Origin of the sequence: Pseudomonas sp. BF-RE-22 (assembly GCF_019956155.1) — a bacterium.
Taxonomy (GTDB): domain Bacteria; phylum Pseudomonadota; class Gammaproteobacteria; order Pseudomonadales; family Pseudomonadaceae; genus Aquipseudomonas; species Aquipseudomonas migulae.
In genome coordinates this window covers 1-18655 of the sequence record NZ_JAHBDD010000003.1, presented here as the reverse complement: position 1 = coordinate 18655, position 18655 = coordinate 1, and the positions used below count along the sequence as shown (strand labels likewise).

The window sequence follows — 18655 nt, the reverse complement described above, 5'->3', positions numbered from 1 at the left end:
CTAAGCTCCTGAAAAACTCGTTCAAGGTCGAGGTGATAAAAATGGCATTCAAGCCATTGATCGGCGTTACAGCGTGCGTCAAACAGATTGGCCTGCACCCCTACCACATCAGCGGCGACAAGTACTTGCGTGCTGTCAGCGTCGCGGCTCTGGGGCTGCCCGTGGTCATTCCTTCCTTAGGCGAACTGACTGAAATCGAGGATGTGCTCGCGCATCTCGACGGTCTGTTGCTGACCGGTTCGCCATCGAATGTGGAGCCCTTCCACTATCAAGGCCCGGCCAGCGCTCCCGGCACGGATCACGATCCGGCGCGGGACGCCACTACCCTTCCTTTATTGCGTGCAGCCATTGCGGCGGGCGTTCCGGTACTCGGCATCTGCCGTGGTTTCCAGGAAATGAACGTGGCGTTCGGCGGCAGCCTGCACCAGAAGGTGCATGAACTGCCGGGCATGCTCGATCACCGCGAAGCGGACAGCCCTGAGCTGGCCGTGCAATACGCCCCGGCGCATGCGGTGACGGTGCAACCGGGTGGCGTGTTCGAAGCGCTGGAGTTGCCGACCGAGTTCATGGTCAATTCGATTCACAGCCAGGGCATCGACCGCCTCGCTCCCGGCCTGCGTGCCGAGGCGATTGCGCCGGACGGTCTGATCGAAGCGATTTCGGTGGACCACAGCCCGACCTTCGCGGTCGGCGTGCAATGGCACCCGGAATGGCAGGTGCTTTCGAATCCTCCTTATTTGAGTATTTTCCAGGCGTTCGGCGATGCATGCCGACGACGGGCCGCGCAGCGTAAAACCCGCTGACCCAAAACACCCATTTACTGCCCCCGCGAGTTTGGCGGGCGTGCCTTTGCGCGTCCGTGGCTCGCGAAAACAACACACTGCAATAACAACAAGTACGACCCAGGCAGCCAGGACGGCGGCGCCGAATAAGCCCGAGCGGTATGGATCAGGCGAGCGCAATCCTTTGTAGGAGCGAGGCTTGCCCGCGAAGGCGGTGTTTCAGACAACGATGATATCGACTGACATACCGTCTTCGCGGGCAAGCCTCGCTCCTACAGGGGTTGCGCCAACCGAATGCCCCGGGCTTGCAATCCACTCTTAAGTCAGGCCGCGTTGGCCCGACGACTGAAACCTGTTGGGAGTTTCACATGGCAAACGCCTCCAGCATTTACAGGAAGGCTCTTGAAGGTCACCAGGCACCGAAAAAGGTCTTGGTGAAAGTCGACCGCGTCACCAAGAAATTCGACGAAACCACCGCAGTGGACGATGTTTCGCTTGAGATTCATCAAGGGGAAATCTTCGCCTTGCTCGGCGGTTCCGGTTCCGGCAAATCGACGCTGCTACGCATGCTCGCCGGCTTCGAGCGCCCGACCGAAGGGCGGATCCTGCTCGATGGCGTGGACATCACCGACATGCCGCCGTACGAACGGCCGATCAACATGATGTTCCAGTCGTACGCCCTGTTCCCGCACATGACCGTCGCACAGAACATTGCCTTCGGCCTCAAGCAGGACCGTTTGCCCGCCAGTGAAATCGACGCCCGCGTGGAAGAGATGCTGCGCCTGGTGCACATGACCCAATACGCCAAACGCAAGCCGCATCAACTCTCCGGCGGTCAGCGTCAACGTGTCGCCCTCGCCCGCTCCCTGGCGAAACGTCCGAAGCTGTTGTTGCTCGACGAACCGATGGGCGCGCTGGATAAAAAACTGCGTTCGCAGATGCAGCTTGAGCTAGTGGAAATCATCGAACGCGTTGGCGTGACCTGCGTGATGGTGACCCACGACCAGGAAGAGGCCATGACCATGGCCCAGCGCATCGCGATCATGCACCTGGGCTGGATCGCCCAGATTGGCAGCCCGGTGGACATTTACGAAGCCCCGGTCAGCCGCATGGTCTGCGAATTCATCGGCAACGTGAACGCCTTCGAAGGCACCGTTGTCGAGGACCTTGAAGGTCACGCGATCATTCACAGCAAGGATCTGGAGCAGAAGATCTACGTCGGCCACGGCGTCAGCACTTCGGTGGAGGACAAGTCCATCACCTACGCGATCCGTCCGGAAAAACTGCTGGTCAGCACCACCCAACCCGAGTCCCGCTACAACTGGTCCCAGGGCAAGGTGCATGACATCGCCTACCTCGGTGGTCACTCGGTGTTCTACGTCGAATTGCCTGGCGGCAAAGTCGTGCAGTCGTTCATGGCCAACGCCGAACGCCGTGGCGCGCGTCCGACCTGGGACGACAAGGTCTACGTGTGGTGGGAAGACGACAGCGGCGTGGTACTGCGCTCATGAAAACACTCAATCAGCGGTTCATGCGGCTGATGCCGAGTGGTCGAAAGCTCGTCATCGGGATTCCATTCCTGTGGCTGTGCCTGTTTTTCCTGTTGCCGTTCTTCCTGGTGATGAAGATCAGCTTCTCGGAAGCGGCGCTGGCCATTCCTCCTTACTCCGAGATCTACACCTTCGCCGAACAGAAACTCCAGCTGTTCCTCAACGTCGGCAACTACCTGATGCTGACCGAGGATGAGTTGTACATCTCGGCTTACTTCGGCTCGTTGAAGGTCGCGTTTTTCAGTACGTTGATGTGCCTGGTGATCGGTTTCCCGATGGCCTACGCGATCACCAAGGCAAGCAAGGAAGCGCAAAACGTCTTGCTGCTGTTGATCATGATGCCGACCTGGACTGCGATTCTGATCCGCGTGTATGCGTGGATGGGCATCCTCAGCAACAACGGTTTGCTCAACGCGTTCTTGATGTGGACCGGGCTCACCGATCACCCGATCGAGATCCTCAACACCAACACGGCCGTGTATATCGGCGTGGTCTATGCCTACCTGCCGTTCATGGTCTTGCCGCTGTACGCCAACCTGGTCAAGCACGATCAAAGCTTGCTGGAAGCGGGTTCGGACCTGGGGTCGAGCAACTTCAACAACTTCTGGAAAATCACCGTGCCGCTGGCCAAGAACGGGATCATCGCCGGCTGCATGCTGGTGTTCATTCCGGTGGTCGGTGAGTTCGTGATTCCGGAACTGCTGGGCGGCCCGGAAACCCTGATGATCGGCCGTGTGCTGTGGCAAGAGTTCTTCAACAACCGCGACTGGCCGGTGGCGTCTGCCCTGGCGGTGGTGATGCTATTGATCCTGATTGTGCCGATTCTGCTGTTCAACCGCAGCCAGGCCAAAGAGATGGAGGCACGGGGATGAAACGCTTCGGATTTTCAAAGTTCATGCTGATTTTCGGCCTGTCGTTTATCTACCTGCCGATGCTGATCCTGGTGATCTACTCGTTCAACGCCTCGAAACTGGTGACGGTGTGGGGCGGCTGGTCGGTGAAGTGGTACGTCGGCTTGCTCGACAACTCGCAACTGATGGGCTCGGTGGTGCGCTCGCTGGAGATTGCCTGCTACACCGCGATTGCAGCGGTGGCGCTGGGGACTTTGGCGGCGTTCGTGCTGACTCGCGTCACGCGCTTCAAGGGCCGTACGCTGTTTGGTGGCCTGGTCACCGCGCCGTTGGTGATGCCTGAAGTGATCACCGGCCTGTCGCTGTTGCTGCTGTTCGTGGCCATGGCGCAGCTGATCGGCTGGCCGATGGAGCGTGGCATCGTCACCATCTGGATCGCCCACACCACGTTTTGTGCGGCCTATGTGGCGGTGGTCGTCTCTGCCCGCCTTCGTGAGCTGGACCTGTCCATCGAAGAAGCGGCCATGGACCTCGGGGCGAAACCGTTCAAGGTGTTTTTCCTGATCACCATCCCGATGATCGCGCCGTCACTGGCGGCCGGCGGCATGATGTCGTTTGCCCTGTCGCTGGATGACCTGGTGTTGGCCAGCTTCGTGTCCGGGCCGGGTTCGACGACCCTGCCGATGGAAGTGTTCTCGGCGGTGCGTCTGGGCGTGAAGCCTGAGATCAACGCCGTGGCCAGCCTGATACTGCTCGCCGTTTCGATTGTGACCTTCATGGTCTGGTACTTCAGCCGCCGCGCTGAAGCCAGCCGCAAACGGGCGATCCAGGAAGCGATGGACCAGACCGCCAGCGAATCCTGGCAGCAACCGAAAAAGCAAATGGTAGAAGCGACGGCCTGATACCCAACAGCCTGCTCGCGATGGACGTTAACGATGACGCGGTCTGTCTGATTGAACGCGGCGTCCTCAGGTTTTTCGCGAGCAGGCTCGCTCCCACAAAGGAGCGTGCAAGCGCTTGCGGTGTGATTTTGAATAAAAAGAGAAATGGAGTTGTACCGATGAAAATGTTTGGCAGGACTCTGCTGACACTGTCCTTATTGGGCGCGATGGCTACCGGCGCCCAGGCCAATGACAAGGTACTGCGCGTCTACAACTGGTCGGATTACATCGCCCCGGACACCGTCAAGAAGTTCGAAGACGAGACCGGTATCCGCGTGACCTACGATGTGTTCGACAGCAACGAAACCCTTGAGGCACGCCTGCTCGCAGGCAAATCCGGCTATGACATTGTCGTGCCGTCCAACAGCTTCCTGGCCAAGCAGATCAAGGCTGGTGTCTATCAGGAACTGGACAAGTCGAAGCTGCCGAACTGGAAAAACCTCAACCCGGTGTTGCTGAAAAACGCTTCGGCCAGCGACCCGGGAAACGGTCACGCCTTCCCGTACATGTGGGGCTCGATCGGCATCGGGTTCAACCCGGCCAAGGTCAAGGAAGTGCTCGGTGCCAATGCGCCGACCAACTCCTGGGACTTGCTGTTCAAACCGGAAAACGCCGAGAAACTGAAAGCCTGCGGCATCAGCTTCCTCGACTCGCCGACCGAAATGCTGCCCGCCGCCCTGCACTATCTGGGCTACCCGGTGAACTCGCAGGACAAGGCGCAGATCGCCGAAGCTGAAGCGCTGTTCATGAAGATCCGGCCGTCGGTGGCGTATTTCCATTCATCGAAGTACATCTCCGACCTGGCCAACGGCAACATCTGCGTGGCTGTCGGTTATTCCGGCGACGTGCTGCAAGCCAAGGCCCGCGCACAGGAAGCGGGCGACAAGGTGAAAATCGAATACAGCATTCCGAAAGAAGGCGCCGGCAGTTTCTACGACATGGTCGCGATCCCACGGGATGCGGCGAACGTCGACAACGCCTACCTGTTCATGAACTTCCTGATGCGCCCGGACATCATCGCCGAGATTACCAACAACATCGGCTACAGCAACGCCAACGCGGCGGCGACACCGTTGGTGGATGAAGCAATTCGCGATGATCCGGGCTCGTATCCACCCTTGGCCGTGATGGCGACGTTGTATGCGATTCCGGACATGCCGATCGGCGTTCAGCGGGTGATGACCCGGGGCTGGACGCGGGTGAAGCTCGGGAAATAATTGAGCCCCTTTGTAGGAGCGAGGCTTGCCCGCGAAGGGTCCGTCACATTCAACATTAATAGCGACTGACACACCGTCTTCGCGGGCAAGCCTCGCTCCTAAAGGGGCATTGGGTTTCTACTGTTTACCGTTCACGCAGCGCCTTACCACCGCTGCACTCCTCTCTGACGAACGGCCTCACCTGGCTTCCTCGGTTAAGGTGAGTTCGGCGCCCTCCTTGGGCGCCTTTTTTTGCAACGACTGAAACCCTGAGCCTTGTGCCTTAAAGCTATGAACTTACTTGTTCGATGTTTCAACCACACACGTTACTGCTCGTCACCTGAAAATCTAATTTTCGTTCTTGGTTACTTGCCCAATCATCACGTCCGGCCATGCATTACCACTGAAGTCAACAATTACTCCCTCTGTTGATCGGCCGGCACGCCCCAACAAAGTGGTAATTTTTTCTAGAGACTCCGTTTGTAGCGGACTGGTTACAAAAGCCATATTAACTTCCGGCAAGTCAAGCCCCGCCAGCATTCCGCTGGTGATCACAAGGACGCTTCCTCCGTCACTTGCATTATTGAATTGTTGAACCGCATGACGACCTCCATCTTTTTCTGCACTCGAAAGAAGTCCTACTGTTAGCGGAGCCACACCACTCTCTCCCTTCCCACCTAACGCGACCACCAATTTTTCGTACAAAATGGATGCAACAGATATTCTATTCGTGACGATAATAGCCTTACACCTACTATCAAACGAAAAACTCTTCAGGTCTTTACAAACCTCACCAATTATCCACTCCTCCCTGACACCATCAGAAACCGCGCTTTCATCAGCACCCGCTCGAGCCACCACAGTTACAGGCCTCTTATCCAGTATCAACGGAAGAAGAACACCATGTTCTACAGCTTGCTGCAGACCAAAACTAACAACAAGAGAGCCAAAATTCTTATCCGGAAACTCTTTGAGACCAACAGGAGAACTGGAAAAATTAATTAATGCAGCAAGCGGAGTTGATCTCTTGAAATCAAACTGAACGCCTTGCAAGCCGACACCAATCAAAAGACACTTCTGCTCAAACACCATCGGGATATTTCGAAGTTGCGCCATCGTAGTAAAGATTACTCCAGGATTCGGAGCAGAGAGCGAAGCCATCAAATTCACCTTACCCATGGGCATTACAGTATGCATCCCCGAGGAGCCAGGGCAGTGATCGATTAATCTACCTTGAAGTTGACTCAACAACTCTCTGTGAGTGCCGACCACAATGAATGGCACATACTCCAGCCCTGCAATTTGACGTGCGCGAATTATGTACGAGACAATGGACATATTTATCCCTGTCCCAAGTGTTTGATGAACCACCCCCACTTTTCTATCTTCATGCAACGACAGTGTTTTAACCGTCGCCTCAACGGCTGCCTCTACTAATTTTAACTGGTAAAGTCTGAGTTTCGAATCTATCTGGGCCGAATACTTTTTCAACTCCGACGATAGATTTTTAAGTTCAACCCCCGACAAGTCCGGCTGCTCACCACCAAGCATGACCTCCCTAACTTCTTCCGCCTTTACAGCTGCAGCAACTAATCCGTCAGGCAATTTTATTGGATAATTTTCGGCAAACTTCCGTATAGCAGAAACTAGAGAGCTCGAATGTTCAACACCATCCGCACCCATTTCCGAATTCAACAGATTTTTCACATCTATAAATGCTTTCAAGAACAGGGTAGCAGATGAAAGACCAGTTTCATCAGTTGGAAAAGGTGATTTACTCTCAACAACCCGACTGACAAAATGATCTTCAGGCTTACTTTCGAACAATACGGAAAAGACCCAATGCGCTGCGGACTTTATGCCATCGACAATTTCCAAAGCCGGTGCAAACCCATTCCCATTATGATAAAGCTCATTCCGAATCGAATGATAATAGACCAAAACATCACGCTCTATGAGCATCTCTTGTTTAAGCTGAGAAACAACATAATATTCCAAAAACTCAAGCTTTGAGTGAAAGTTGTGCATCCACTTCCCAACTTGTGCTTTTTCATATTGCAAACCACTTCGCTGAATGGGATTAAGTGACAAAAAGGTGATGATTGAAAGTTCAATAGCATTGTCAAAACTAACCAAGACCATGCGACGGTCGAAATCACTGTCCCCTCTCAAGTGCTCCTCGGCATGTTGGATCAGCTCCAAAGGTCCACGTGCCCAGGGTTTCAGTTTTTTCATAACAGTCCTTAAAACTAATTTCTCCGATAACTAACACTACCAGATCTCTCAGCGTGCGACGCGATAGCTATCGCCAGCAAGCCAGCTCCTACAGTGATCTGCGGCGCGACGCGTACCTTGTAGGAGCCGGCTTGCTGGCGATGAGGCCAAAACATCCAACATAGATACTGGCCGCTTACCCTTTTCCGTTCACGCAGCGCCTTACCACCGCTGCACTCCTCTCTGACGAACGGCCTCACCTGGCTTCCTCGGTTAAGGTGAGTTCGGCGCCCTCCTCGGGCGCCTTTTTTTATGCCGGCACCAGCGGCCATTCGGCCAGCGCCCGATAGCGGCCCTTGTGGGATTCAAACAACACAAATCGATCCGCCCGCAGAAAAAACTCCGGCGGCGTCGTCGACTCAGGCACCGGCGCCCGATAGTCACGCATCAACGTCAGATGCGGTCTGAATTCCTTGTGTACCTCTTCAAACCCGAACGGCAACATCGCCTGCTCCAGCGCATACACCAGCCGCAGCAACTCCGGCGGCGCCTGTTCCGGCGCGAGCACCAACACCCCGGCCCTGCGCCACACATCCAGGCGATCCAGCGCCAGCCGCAACGTCGCACCCGGCACGCGCACCTTTGCTGCCGCCGTGCAGATTTCGGCAATCTGCGCCACCTCCACAGCGCCCAAAAACAGCAACGTCAGATGGAAGTTTTCCACCGGCACCGGACGCCCGATGCGCAATTGCAGCGCGCTGCGCCATTGGGCAATCGCCTTGCGCTGTTCGGATGGGCAATCCAATGCAAAAAACAGCCGTTTGACCGGCTCCGCGGTTTCGTCGCTCACGCCTGGCACCTCCTGACATGCACGTTATAGTTGAACCAACCGAATAAACGGGACGGGGCCATGCGAGAGATCATCAGCAAAGAGCCATGGTGGGCCGTGCCACCGCAACCGGGTCAGGATGAGTCAGAGCTGGAATGGGGCTGGCTGGTTCACTATAGCGAAGGTGAACCGCGTTTCGAGTTTGTCAAAGAACGACCGACGGACAGCGAGATCCGCAATCGCAAGAGTTGCAGGATCACCCCGACGCCGGAGTGATCCTGCCACACGCTCAGACCTGCAAGAGGATGTCGAAGCCACCGAAGATCATCCGCTGGCCATCGAACGGCATCGGGTTGACGTCCTGCTGCATACGCGGGTCGGCCATCAATTTCTGCATGCCGGCATCGCGGGTGGGCTTGTCCGGCCAGACGATCCAGGAAAACACCACGGTTTCGTCGTCCTTGAGTTTCACCGCCAGCGGAAACGAAGTCACTTTGCCATCGGGCACGTCATCGCCCCAGCATTCGACAACACTCAGGGCGCCGTTTTCCTTGAAAATCACAGCGGCGGATTCCGCGTGTTTCTTGAATTTTTCGCGGTTGGCACTGGGCACCGCAAAGACACAGCCATCGACGTAAGACATGGTCATTCTCCTGCCGGGGGTTAAGGGTCGATCTGCGGTTTAGTCGGTTCGGACGGGCTCCAATCGACAGCGCCGCTGCCCGAACTGACCGACGGTACGTCGGCACTCCCCGCCAGGTTGCCCTCGATCTGCCCTGCCATGTACAACGTCCCCGCCATCACACCGGAGGTCGGGTTCTGCACCATTTTTATCCAGGCCTTGTCGAACGTGTTGCCCAGGCTGCTGCGAATCAGCGCCTCGCTGTCCGGTCGGTCGCTGGCCTGAATCAGTGCGCGAATCCCCGCCACGCCCAAGGTAATCAAGCCTCCGGCGATTTTTCCCGCCGCTGCGGACACCGCGCTGGCGGCACCGCGCGGGGCCATTTCGGCTTCCATCCGCTGGCTGGCGCGCTTGGCCACCGGCGCCATGGCTTGGTCGGTGGAATCAACGCCCTTGCTACCGCCGGCCTTGTGGATTTTGTCGATCAGCGCCGTGTACGCCGGCAGGGTGTTGAGCGGCTGGGTGTGCACGACCTGGTACAGCGAAGCGTCTCGCGCGGGCGGCGGTCCGAGGGCGATGGCCGGGATTTTCTGGATACGGCCATTGAGCTGGGCCATGGGCACGCCGTGGCGCTGGGAGATTTTTTGCAGTTCTTCCTGAAGAATATCCACGTAGAACGCCGTGGCCAGACCGAGGATCTGGTCGGGATCAATCTCGACCGCGACCGGGGCCAGCACGCGTTTCTGGTATTGCTCCAGCAGATAGGCCGCCAGGCGTTTCGACGAGGCATCCTGCTCACCCTGGGCGCTGAGGCTGTACCAGCTGACTTTCATCGACAGCCATTCCTGGGTCCAGTAACTGCTGAACCAGGGAATGAATTTTTCTTCGGTCAGTTGATAGACCCGGGTTCGCCAGTAATCCATGGCGCCGCGCGAATAGATTTTTGCCTGCTCGGTGGCGGACTGGGATGCCGCGACGATGTCCCTATCCACCTGCTGCCAGGTGCTCTGGGAAATGACCACGGGCGGCGCAGGCGCCGGGGCACGCGCAGGCGTGACGCATCCCGCCAACACCAGCAGCACGGCGACGATCAGCGAACGCAGGTTCAAGATCGTGGTTCTCTAGGGTCGAAATCAGATTAAGGGTTTCTACCTGAGTATAGGTGTTTGCCCGCAAGAGCATCGCGAGCAGGCTCGCTCCCACAAGGGATCAGCGTCGTTCACAAAATAACATTTCAACACCGGCCCCTGTAGGAGCGAGGCTTGCCCGCGAAGGGTCCCTCAAGAACACCACAAAAACCCGACCATCACTCACATCGATATTCACCATCGCCGCGAATGCCTTCCGCTCATGAACCGTCAGCGTAGGATCAACTTCAACCCGACACACAACCCCGAACCGGAGGGGCAAATCATGTTGATCCATCTGCTGACCTGCCTGGCCCTGACAGCCTTCACGCTGACCGTTTTTTCGTGGTACGTCCTGACCGAGGAGCGCACATCATGATCCACACCGTCACCCTCGCCGTGAGCTTTCCGGTGTTCGGCAACAACTACTACTCGCAGCAGGCCGTCTCGCGCAAAGTGCTGTCGCTGGTGTTCGACAAGAACTTCGAAGCGCTGCTGATGCCAGCCGCCGGCAACCACTTCAGCAACGAAGTGGTCGGCCTCAACGATCAATTCCGCTTTTTGAATGATGTGCTGGCCGAACATCTGCTGGATGCCGAGCTGGCCCAACACACTTCGAGGTCGTTCAGTTTTTGAGACTGACCGTCACTGGCTATTGCGCACAGACCTCACGAACACACCCACGTAACCAGCGATGCACCGGATCGGCGTCCAGGCGCGGATGCCAGAGCATCGCGACGGTGAATTCCGGCAAGGCAACCGGCAGCGAAAAACTGTGCATGCCCGCCCGCAGGTTTTCGGTGTGGCGTTCAGGAACGGCAGCGATCAAATCGGTGGCTCGGGCAAGCGCCAACGCGGTCGAGAAACCGGCAACGATGGTCGCGACCTGCCGTTCCAGTTGCAGCGCCGCCAGCGCTTCATCGACAGGCCCCTTGTCGAGCCCGCGCCTTGAGACGCTGATGTGACCGCCCGCCGCATAACGTTCCGGAGTGATCTCGCCCTGACTCAACGGGTGACCCACGCGCACTACGCCGATGAAGCGGTCACGAAACAAACCCTGGGTCCTTAACTCAGGCCCGGCAGCCTTCCCCACCACACCGGTTTCCAGATCAACGGTCCCGTCCCGCAGCGACGTGCTGTCCTTGTCAGGTTTGTGCATGAAGCGCAGCAGCACGCCCGGCGCTTGCTCGGCGACGCGGGCGATGAGCGGCGCGCCAAAGGTCTCCACAAAGCCTTCGCTGGTGCGCAACGTGAACGTGCGGACCAATTGTTTCAGGTCAGGCTGTTGCGCCGGGCGCAGCACCGCTTCGGCGTCCTGCACCAACTGGCTGACCCGCTCGCGCAATTCCAGCGCCCGAGGCGTGGCGACCAGTCCGCGCCCGGCCCGGACCAGCAACGGGTCACCGGTGGTTTCGCGCAACCGCGCCAACGCCCGGCTCATCGCCGACGGGCTCAGTCGCAAGCGTTTGGCGGCACGCGCCACGCTGCCTTCAGCGAGCAGCACATCAAGGGTGATCAGCAAATTGAAATCGGGAGTCGACATGCGTTGCCCCACGGCCGGGTGAGATGGCGTTTGACGCACGAGTAGAGTGCAACCCGTGCGCCTTCCGCCATGTTAGGCGCCAGCGTAGATTTCTGATAGCTCCACTTCGGGAGCGGTCAGATCCAGAGGGACAGCATGAAGCCGACTATCGCCATCGTGGACAACGCAACACAGACACCCGCCGTGCGCTGGGCGCTGGTCAGCCTTTCGCTGTCGATGCTGCTGTCGTCACTCGGCACCAGCGTCGCCAACGTCGGTTTGCCGACGCTGGCCCAGGTGTTCGGTGCAACCTTTCAGGACGTGCAATGGGTCGTCATCGCGTATCTGCTGGCGATCACCACGCTGATCGTCAGCGTCGGAAGGCTCGGTGACCTGATCGGCCGCCGCCGGTTGCTGCTCGGCGGCATTGGCGTATTCACCCTCGCCTCGGCGCTGTGCGCATCGGCACCGACATTGGGCATGTTGATCGGCGCCCGAGCCCTGCAAGGCCTCGGTGCGGCGATCATGATGGCGCTGACCATGGCCTTCGTCGGTGAGACAGTGGCGAAAGCCAAAACCGGCAGCGCCATGGGGTTGCTCGGGACGATGTCGGCGATAGGCACCGCGCTGGGGCCATCGCTGAGCGGCCTGTTGATCAGTGGGTTCGGTTGGCAGGCGATGTTCCTGGTCACCGTGCCATTGGGCCTGATGACGCTGCTGCTTGCGCATCGCTACCTGCCGGAGGATCGGCAGAAGGCAACCACCGGGAGCGCCCGTTTCGACGCGTGGGGCACGCTGGTATTGGCGCTGACGCTGGCGGCATATGCGCTGGCCATGACGTTGGGCCGTGGCCATTTCGGGCTGCTTAATATCGGTTTGCTGTTGGCGGCGGGGTTCGGCGTGGGGCTCTTCGTTTTGGTTGAAATGAAAGTCGCTTCGCCGCTGATACGGCTGGCGATGTTTCGCAACCCGGTGCTGAGCGCGAGCCTGGCCATGAGCACACTGGTCGCGACGGTGATGATGGCAACGCTGGTGGTCGGGCCGTTTTATCTGGCCCACGGGCTTGGGCTGAAGGCGGTTGTGGTGGGCATAGTGCTCGCGGTCGGGCCCTGTGTCGCGGCCCTGACAGGTGTGCCCGCCGGGCGGATCGCCGACCGATTCGGCGCCCAGCGGATGACTGTCGCCGGGCTGATCGCCATGGCCGTCGGTTGCCTGGTGTTATCGGTGTTGCCGCTGACCGTTGGCATTGGCGGGTATGTTGCGCCGATGGTGGTGATCACGCTCGGCTATGCCGTATTCCAGACGGCCAACAACACCACGGTCATGAGCGATGTGCAGCCCGATCAGCGTGGCGTTGTCTCGGGCATGCTCAATCTGTCGCGAAACCTGGGATTGATCACCGGTGCCTCGGCGTTGGGGGCTGTATTCGCCCTCGCCTCGCAGGCGGCCGACATCACCCTGACGCCACCCGAAGCCGTGGCCCACGGCATGCGGGTCACCTTCGCGGTAGCGTTGGGGCTGATCGTTGTTGCGTTAGGCGTCGTGCTAGCCCGCCGAACGCTGAAACCTTTGTAGGAGCCGGCTTGCTGGCGATGGTGGGTCAGCTGAATCGATGTCGACTGACCCACCATCGTCGGAACGCCGCCCGCAGCAAGCCGGCTCCTACAGGGATTTGCGTGGCTTTGGCTTACTGTTTGATCACAACCAGCGGTTCGCCTTTCTTGACGATGTACGTCGCCAGTTCGGAGCCGGTTTTGGTTCCGATGTTCTTCGCGACGTGCGCAACGCCGGCCGGGATGTACAGCGAATCACCGGCTTTCAACGTGACCGGTGGCTGCCCTTCCAGTTGATATTCGAACGTGCCGTCGATGACATAAGCCACTTCCACGCCTGGATGGGAGTGGTTGGGCGACGAGATGCCCGGATCGATATCAACCCGTACCTGGATCACTTCACGACCGTCGACGTCGAGGTCCTTTTTCAGGAGATCGGTGCGATGAATCCCTGTCTGCCAGCTTTTTGCAGGGGCCTTCACTTCCTCGGCCTGAGACATCCCGGAGAACGCCGCGAGTGCGGCAGTGGTGGCAACAGCGACGCCAAGCATTCTGGCGGTGTGACGAGCGTTGATACGGAACATGGCATTTCTCCGGGTGATACCGTTGTGGTGCCCCATTAGGCGGCGGTCGTGTATCGGGCACGTGTCGCGGATGCCATGGTTTTGTAAGCCAAGATAGCTGCGGCCCCGAGGGATACACGGGGATACAAACCGGCCGACTCATTTGGAGGTGTTGAGCACCACCGCCGCCCGGATCAGCGCCTTCAATGCTTTTTCATCAAGCGCCTCGCCCTCATGCACATCAATCGCCCGGCGGGTATTGCCTTCCAGGCTGGCGTTGAAGAGATGGGCAGGATCGTCCAGCGCAGCGCCTTTGGCGAAGGTCATTTTCACCGCTGTTTTGTACGTCTCGCCCGTGCAGATGATCCCGGCATGCGACCACACCGGCACGCCCCTCCACTTCCACTCCTCGACCACGTCGGGGTCTGCCTGTTGGATGATCGCCCTGACGCGCGCCAGCGTCTCGCCTCGCCAGTCATTCAATTCCCTGATTCGTGCGTCGATCAGCGCAGAGGCCGATTCGCCCCCGCTGCTTTCCTTCGTCATGGTGCTCGCCCTCGACTGATGGTGGTCGCTTGAGTATTGCCGACTCGGGGATTCTCTCCAGCAATCAGGTGACCGGCTGGTCGCACAAAGTTGCGAGAGGCGCATTCGCGGCCTATGGTCCAAACGATGCATTGCTGGCGACCGGCGTGCGATGGCTCACCGCCGGTTGCTGTCCTTCCCGTGCGAATTTTCGCAAAGAGGTGACAACATGCCGAACGACTCCCGCCCTGCCGTGCTTGAACTGATCGGCAATACGCCGCTGGTGCGCGTCAGCCGCTTTGACACGGGCCCGTGCACCCTGTTTCTGAAGCTCGAATCACAGAACCCCGGCGGCTCGATCAAGGACCGCATCGGCCTGGCGATGATCGACGAAGCCGAGCGCGACGGCCGGCTGAAATCTGGCGGCACCATCGTCGAGGCCACCGCCGGCAACACCGGCCTCGGTCTGGCCCTGGTCGGCCGCGCCAAGGGCTATCGGGTGGTGCTGGTGGTGCCGGACAAGATGTCCACAGAGAAAGTCTTGCACCTCAAGGCCATGGGCGCCGAGGTGCACATCACCCGCTCCGACGTCGGCAAGGGCCATCCCGATTATTACCAGGACGTCGCGGCACGGCTGGCGCTGGAAATTCCCGACGCATTCTTCGCCGATCAGTTCAACAACCCGGCCAACCCGCTCGCCCATGAGTGCAGTACCGCACCGGAGATCTGGGCGCAAACCCAGCATGACGTGGATGCGATTGTCGTCGGCGTCGGCTCGGCCGGCACGCTGACCGGGCTGACCCGTTTCTTCAAGCGCGTACAGCCCAATCTGGAAATGGTGCTGGCCGACCCCATCGGTTCGGTGATGGCCGAATACAGCCGCAGCGGCACCATGCAGACGCCCGGCTCGTGGGCGGTGGAAGGCATCGGCGAAGACTTCATCCCCTCGATTGCCGACCTGTCCAGCGTGCGCCACGCCTATTCGATCAGCGACGAGGAAAGCTTCGATCACGCCCGCCAACTGTTGCGCGCCGAAGGCATTCTCGGCGGTTCTTCGACCGGCACCCTGCTGGCGGCGGCGCTGCGTTACTGCCGCGAACAAACCACGCCCAAACGCGTGGTCAGCTTCGTCTGCGACACCGGCACCCGCTACCTGTCGAAGGTCTACAACGACCAGTGGATGAACGATCAGGGCTTGCTCAAGCGCAAACCTTATGGCGACCTGCGCGATGTGATCGCACGGCGTTTCGAGGATGGCCGGGTGATCAGCGTCGGCCCGGACGACACGCTGCTGACGGCGTTCCAGCGCATGCGCCTGGCGGATGTGTCGCAACTGCCGGTGCTGGCGGACGGCAAGCAACTGGTCGGCGTGATTGACGAATCCGACATTCTGCTGGGCATGCAGGAAGATCCTTCACACTTCCGCTTGACCGTGGCCAGCGCAATGACCGACAAAGTAGAAACCCTGCCGCCCAGCGCCAGCCTGGAAAAGCTGCAGGCAGAACTCGATCGCGGGCTGGTCGCGATCATCGCCGACGCCTCGGGCTTCCACGGCCTGATTACTCGCGTCGACCTGCTCAATCATTTGCGGAGATCCCTTGCATGAGTCAACACGATGAAAACGCCGCGGCACGCGCCTTTGCCACTCGGGTGATCCACGCCGGGCAAACGCCGGACCCGACCACCGGCGCATTGATGCCACCGATTTATGCCAACTCCACCTATTTGCAACAAAGCCCCGGCGTGCACAAGGGTTTCGATTACGGGCGCTCGCACAACCCGACGCGCTTCGCCCTGGAACGCTGCGTCGCCGACCTGGAAAGCGGCACCCAGGCCTTCGCGTTCGCCTCCGGGCTGGCGGCGATTTCGACGGTGCTGGAACTGCTCGACGCAGGGTCGCACATCGTGTCCGGCAATGACCTGTACGGCGGGACTTTCCGACTGTTCGACAAGGTGCGTAAACGCAGCGCCGGGCATCGCTTCAGCTTCGTCGACCTGACGGACCTCGGAGCGTTCGAAGCGTCGTTGCAGGACGACACCAAAATGGTCTGGGTCGAGACGCCGAGCAATCCATTGCTGAGCCTGACCGACCTCGCCGCCGTCGCACGTATCTGCCGCGACCGCGACATCATCTGCGTCGCCGACAACACCTTTGCCAGCCCATGGATCCAGCGCCCGCTGGAGCTGGGTTTCGACATCGTGCTGCACTCGACCACCAAATACCTGAACGGCCACTCCGACGTAATCGGCGGCATCGCCGTGGTCGGGCAGAACCCGGAACTGGCGCAACGCCTGGGTTTCCTGCAGAACTCGGTGGGCGCAATCGCCGGCCCGTTCGACGCGTTTCTGACCCTGCGCGGCGTGAAAACCCTGGCGCTGCGCATGGAGCGTCACTGCAGCAACGCGCTTGAGTTGGCGCAATGGCTGGAACGCCAGCCGCAAGTGGCACGCGTCTACTACCCGGGCCTGCCATCGCACCCGCAGCATGAATTGGCGAAGCGGCAGATGCGCGGTTTCGGCGGGATGATTTCTGTCGATCTGAAGAGTGATCTGGCGGGTGCCACGCGCTTCCTTGAGAGCGTACGGATATTCGCCCTGGCTGAAAGTCTGGGCGGCGTGGAAAGCCTGATCGAGCACCCGGCAATCATGACCCACGCCACCATCCCCGCAGAAACCCGTGCACAGCTGGGCATCGGCGACGGGCTGGTGCGGTTGTCCGTGGGGGTTGAGGATGTCGAGGATCTGCGTGCCGATTTGGCGCAGGCGCTGACACGGATCTGAACAAAACGGGGTTCGGTGGCATGACACCGAACCTGTAGGAGCCGGCTTGCTGGCGATTGCGGTGTATCAATCACCATTGATGTTGGCTGACACGCCGCTATCGCCAGCAAGCCGGCTCCTACAGGGGAATGCGTAAGGCCGGCCGATTGCGCTCCGCCTTGGGTGTTATTCGCCGGACTTGATGCTCGTCCAGACCCGCGTGCGCACCCGCTCAAGCTTTTGCGGCAGCGGTTGCACCACATACAGGGTTTTCAACGCTTCGCTGGTCGGCGTCAGGTTCGGGTTGCCGGTGATCTCTTTGTTGATCAGCGCAAGCGAGTCCTTGTTGGCGTTGGGGTAGCCAAGGAAATCACTGATCGGGGCGATGACTTTCGGGTCCAGCAAGGTGTTGAGAAACTCGTGGGCCTCCTCCACGTTCTTCGCGCTTTTTGGAATCGCAAAGGTATCAAACCAGATCGGCGCGCCCTCCTTCGGCAAGCGCCAGTCGACCACTACGCCGTTGCCCGCTTCCTTGGCGCGATTGCCGAACTGATAGAAGCTGCCGGAATAGCCGATGGCGACGCAGATGTCGCCATTGGCGATGTCGGTCATGTACTTGGCGGAGTTGAAGTAGGTGACGTAAGGGCGAATCTTCAGCATCAATGCCTTGGCTTTTTCGTAGTCGTCCGGATTCTGGCTGTTCGGGTCCAGCCCCAGATAGTGCAGCGCCAGCGGCAGGATTTCCGAAGGTGAGTCGAGCATGGCGACGCCACAGGATTTCAGCTTCTGCATGTTCTGCGGGTTGAACACCAGGTCCCAACTGTCCACCGGCGCATTCTCGCCCAGCGCGGCCTTGACCTTGGCCGGGTTGAAACCGATCAGCACGGTGCCGTACATGTAGGGCACGCCGTACTGGTTACCCGGATCGTTCTTGTCCAGCAATGCGAGCAGTGCCGGGTCCTGGTGTTTCCAGTTCGGCAGCTTGGACTTGTCGAGTTTCTGGAATACACCGGCTTTGATCTGGGTTTCGATGAACTGGTTCGACGGCACCACCAGGTCGTAGCCCGAGTTACCGGTCAGCAGCTTGGCTTCCAGCGATTCGTTGGTGTCGAAGGTGTCCCAGGTCACTTTGATTCCGCTTTTCTGGGCGAAGTCCTTGGGCACGGACGGCAGGATGTAGTCCGCCCAGTTGTACACCCGCAATTCCCGCTGTTCGGCGTGCACGGCACTGGCCAACAGCGTCAGCCCACAAACAGTGGCGCCCAGTATGCGTTTCATCATGACCATGAATGAATTCCCCAAATGTGTCGCTCGTTGGTTTTTATGTTCTGTACACGGCAGGCCTTAAAAATTGCCCAGGGCAAGGAAAACAGGATTTCAGTTGTGGATTCGCAAGCGTGCTGAAACAGCAATGCTGCTTCGATTCTTGCTGACGAACGAGTGAGTTCATAGTGCGAGGTCGGCCAAAAGGAGATCGAAATGGCCAATATCGGTGTCCCGGTGGATCCGGTGGCGGAAGACGCCCTGATCACCCTGTTGTACGCAATCCCTGTAGGAGCCGGCTTGCTGGCGATAGCGGTTGGCCAGGCAACATCATGGGTGACTGACACACCGCTATCG

General features: G+C 59.0%; 18 protein-coding genes. 10 read left to right on the top strand and 8 right to left on the bottom strand.

Going from position 1 to position 18655, the window contains the following annotated elements; translation table 11 throughout:
* The first annotated feature begins 41 nt into the window (after window positions 1–41).
* The 5 genes from KGA82_RS01960 (at window position 42) to KGA82_RS01940 (ending at window position 5341) form a co-directional block, all read left to right on the top strand.
* A complete protein-coding gene (locus tag KGA82_RS01960; RefSeq protein ID WP_008027209.1) occupies window positions 42–803 on the top strand; it encodes a gamma-glutamyl-gamma-aminobutyrate hydrolase family protein in 762 nt (253 codons plus the stop codon).
* Window positions 804–1150: 347 nt separating this feature from the next.
* Window positions 1151–2293 (top strand): polyamine ABC transporter ATP-binding protein, encoded by a 1143-nt coding sequence (gene potA, locus KGA82_RS01955; RefSeq protein WP_008027211.1) that lies wholly within the window; start codon window positions 1151–1153, stop codon window positions 2291–2293.
* A gap of 29 nt (window positions 2294–2322) precedes the next feature.
* Window positions 2323–3204, top strand: coding sequence for an ABC transporter permease subunit (locus KGA82_RS01950; RefSeq protein WP_223449567.1), 882 nt, complete (start codon window positions 2323–2325; stop codon window positions 3202–3204).
* Window positions 3201–4085 carry an ABC transporter permease subunit gene (locus tag KGA82_RS01945; RefSeq protein WP_192228303.1) on the top strand — a complete coding sequence of 295 codons (885 nt, stop codon included), beginning with the start codon at window positions 3201–3203 and terminating at the stop codon, window positions 4083–4085. Before KGA82_RS01950 ends, KGA82_RS01945 begins: the two co-directional genes overlap by 4 nt.
* Window positions 4086–4243: 158 nt before the next feature.
* Window positions 4244–5341 (top strand): polyamine ABC transporter substrate-binding protein, encoded by a 1098-nt coding sequence (locus KGA82_RS01940; protein ID WP_192228304.1) that lies wholly within the window; start codon window positions 4244–4246, stop codon window positions 5339–5341.
* A gap of 327 nt (window positions 5342–5668) precedes the next feature.
* Here the strand turns inward: KGA82_RS01940 and KGA82_RS01935 are convergent, their stop codons facing one another.
* Window positions 5669–7555, bottom strand: coding sequence for a hypothetical protein (locus KGA82_RS01935; RefSeq protein ID WP_223449476.1), 1887 nt, complete (start codon window positions 7553–7555; stop codon window positions 5669–5671).
* Window positions 7556–7844: 289 nt separating this feature from the next.
* The gene (gene thpR / locus KGA82_RS01930) at window positions 7845–8384 is read right to left on the bottom strand and encodes an RNA 2',3'-cyclic phosphodiesterase (protein WP_223449475.1); all 540 of its coding nucleotides are present in this window, start codon (window positions 8382–8384) and stop codon (window positions 7845–7847) included.
* A 60-nt stretch (window positions 8385–8444) separates the two neighbouring features.
* On the opposite strand from thpR, the gene KGA82_RS01925 reads away from it, so the two are divergent.
* Window positions 8445–8639 carry a hypothetical protein gene (locus tag KGA82_RS01925; protein WP_192415742.1) on the top strand — a complete coding sequence of 65 codons (195 nt, stop codon included), beginning with the start codon at window positions 8445–8447 and terminating at the stop codon, window positions 8637–8639.
* Between the two features lie 13 nt (window positions 8640–8652).
* Here the strand turns inward: KGA82_RS01925 and KGA82_RS01920 are convergent, their stop codons facing one another.
* Window positions 8653–9006 carry a DUF1428 domain-containing protein gene (locus tag KGA82_RS01920; protein ID WP_223449474.1) on the bottom strand — a complete coding sequence of 118 codons (354 nt, stop codon included), beginning with the start codon at window positions 9004–9006 and terminating at the stop codon, window positions 8653–8655.
* Between the two features lie 20 nt (window positions 9007–9026).
* Window positions 9027–10094: a hypothetical protein gene (locus tag KGA82_RS01915; protein WP_223449473.1), complete on the bottom strand. Its 1068-nt coding sequence runs from the start codon at window positions 10092–10094 to the stop codon at window positions 9027–9029.
* Between the two features lie 393 nt (window positions 10095–10487).
* Here KGA82_RS01915 and KGA82_RS01910 point away from each other — a divergent pair, with 393 nt between their 5' ends.
* The gene (locus KGA82_RS01910; protein WP_008027230.1) at window positions 10488–10748 is read left to right on the top strand and encodes a hypothetical protein; all 261 of its coding nucleotides are present in this window, start codon (window positions 10488–10490) and stop codon (window positions 10746–10748) included.
* Window positions 10749–10764: 16 nt separating this feature from the next.
* Here the strand turns inward: KGA82_RS01910 and KGA82_RS01905 are convergent, their stop codons facing one another.
* Entirely contained in the window at window positions 10765–11655 is an 891-nt protein-coding gene (locus tag KGA82_RS01905; RefSeq protein WP_223449472.1) for a LysR family transcriptional regulator, read from the bottom strand.
* Between the two features lie 135 nt (window positions 11656–11790).
* On the opposite strand from KGA82_RS01905, the gene KGA82_RS01900 reads away from it, so the two are divergent.
* Window positions 11791–13209: an MFS transporter gene (locus KGA82_RS01900; RefSeq protein WP_223449471.1), complete on the top strand. Its 1419-nt coding sequence runs from the start codon at window positions 11791–11793 to the stop codon at window positions 13207–13209.
* A 112-nt stretch (window positions 13210–13321) separates the two neighbouring features.
* Here KGA82_RS01900 and KGA82_RS01895 read toward each other — a convergent pair whose 3' ends face one another.
* On the bottom strand, window positions 13322–13771 hold the full coding sequence (locus KGA82_RS01895; protein ID WP_223449470.1) for a cupin domain-containing protein: 450 nt from the start codon (window positions 13769–13771) through the stop codon (window positions 13322–13324).
* A 138-nt stretch (window positions 13772–13909) separates the two neighbouring features.
* A complete protein-coding gene (locus KGA82_RS01890; protein WP_008039029.1) occupies window positions 13910–14296 on the bottom strand; it encodes a DUF1801 domain-containing protein in 387 nt (128 codons plus the stop codon).
* Between the two features lie 208 nt (window positions 14297–14504).
* On the opposite strand from KGA82_RS01890, the gene KGA82_RS01885 reads away from it, so the two are divergent.
* Both KGA82_RS01885 and KGA82_RS01880 read left to right on the top strand, forming a co-directional pair.
* The gene (locus KGA82_RS01885) at window positions 14505–15881 is read left to right on the top strand and encodes a pyridoxal-phosphate dependent enzyme (RefSeq protein ID WP_008039030.1); all 1377 of its coding nucleotides are present in this window, start codon (window positions 14505–14507) and stop codon (window positions 15879–15881) included.
* Window positions 15878–17056, top strand: coding sequence for a cystathionine gamma-synthase (locus KGA82_RS01880; RefSeq protein ID WP_008027244.1), 1179 nt, complete (start codon window positions 15878–15880; stop codon window positions 17054–17056). The genes KGA82_RS01885 and KGA82_RS01880 overlap by 4 nt, the downstream gene beginning before the upstream one ends.
* A 165-nt stretch (window positions 17057–17221) precedes the next feature.
* On the opposite strand, the gene KGA82_RS01875 is transcribed toward KGA82_RS01880, so the two are convergent.
* A complete protein-coding gene (locus KGA82_RS01875) occupies window positions 17222–18322 on the bottom strand; it encodes a polyamine ABC transporter substrate-binding protein (protein WP_008027246.1) in 1101 nt (366 codons plus the stop codon).
* Window positions 18323–18655 lie beyond the last annotated feature (333 nt).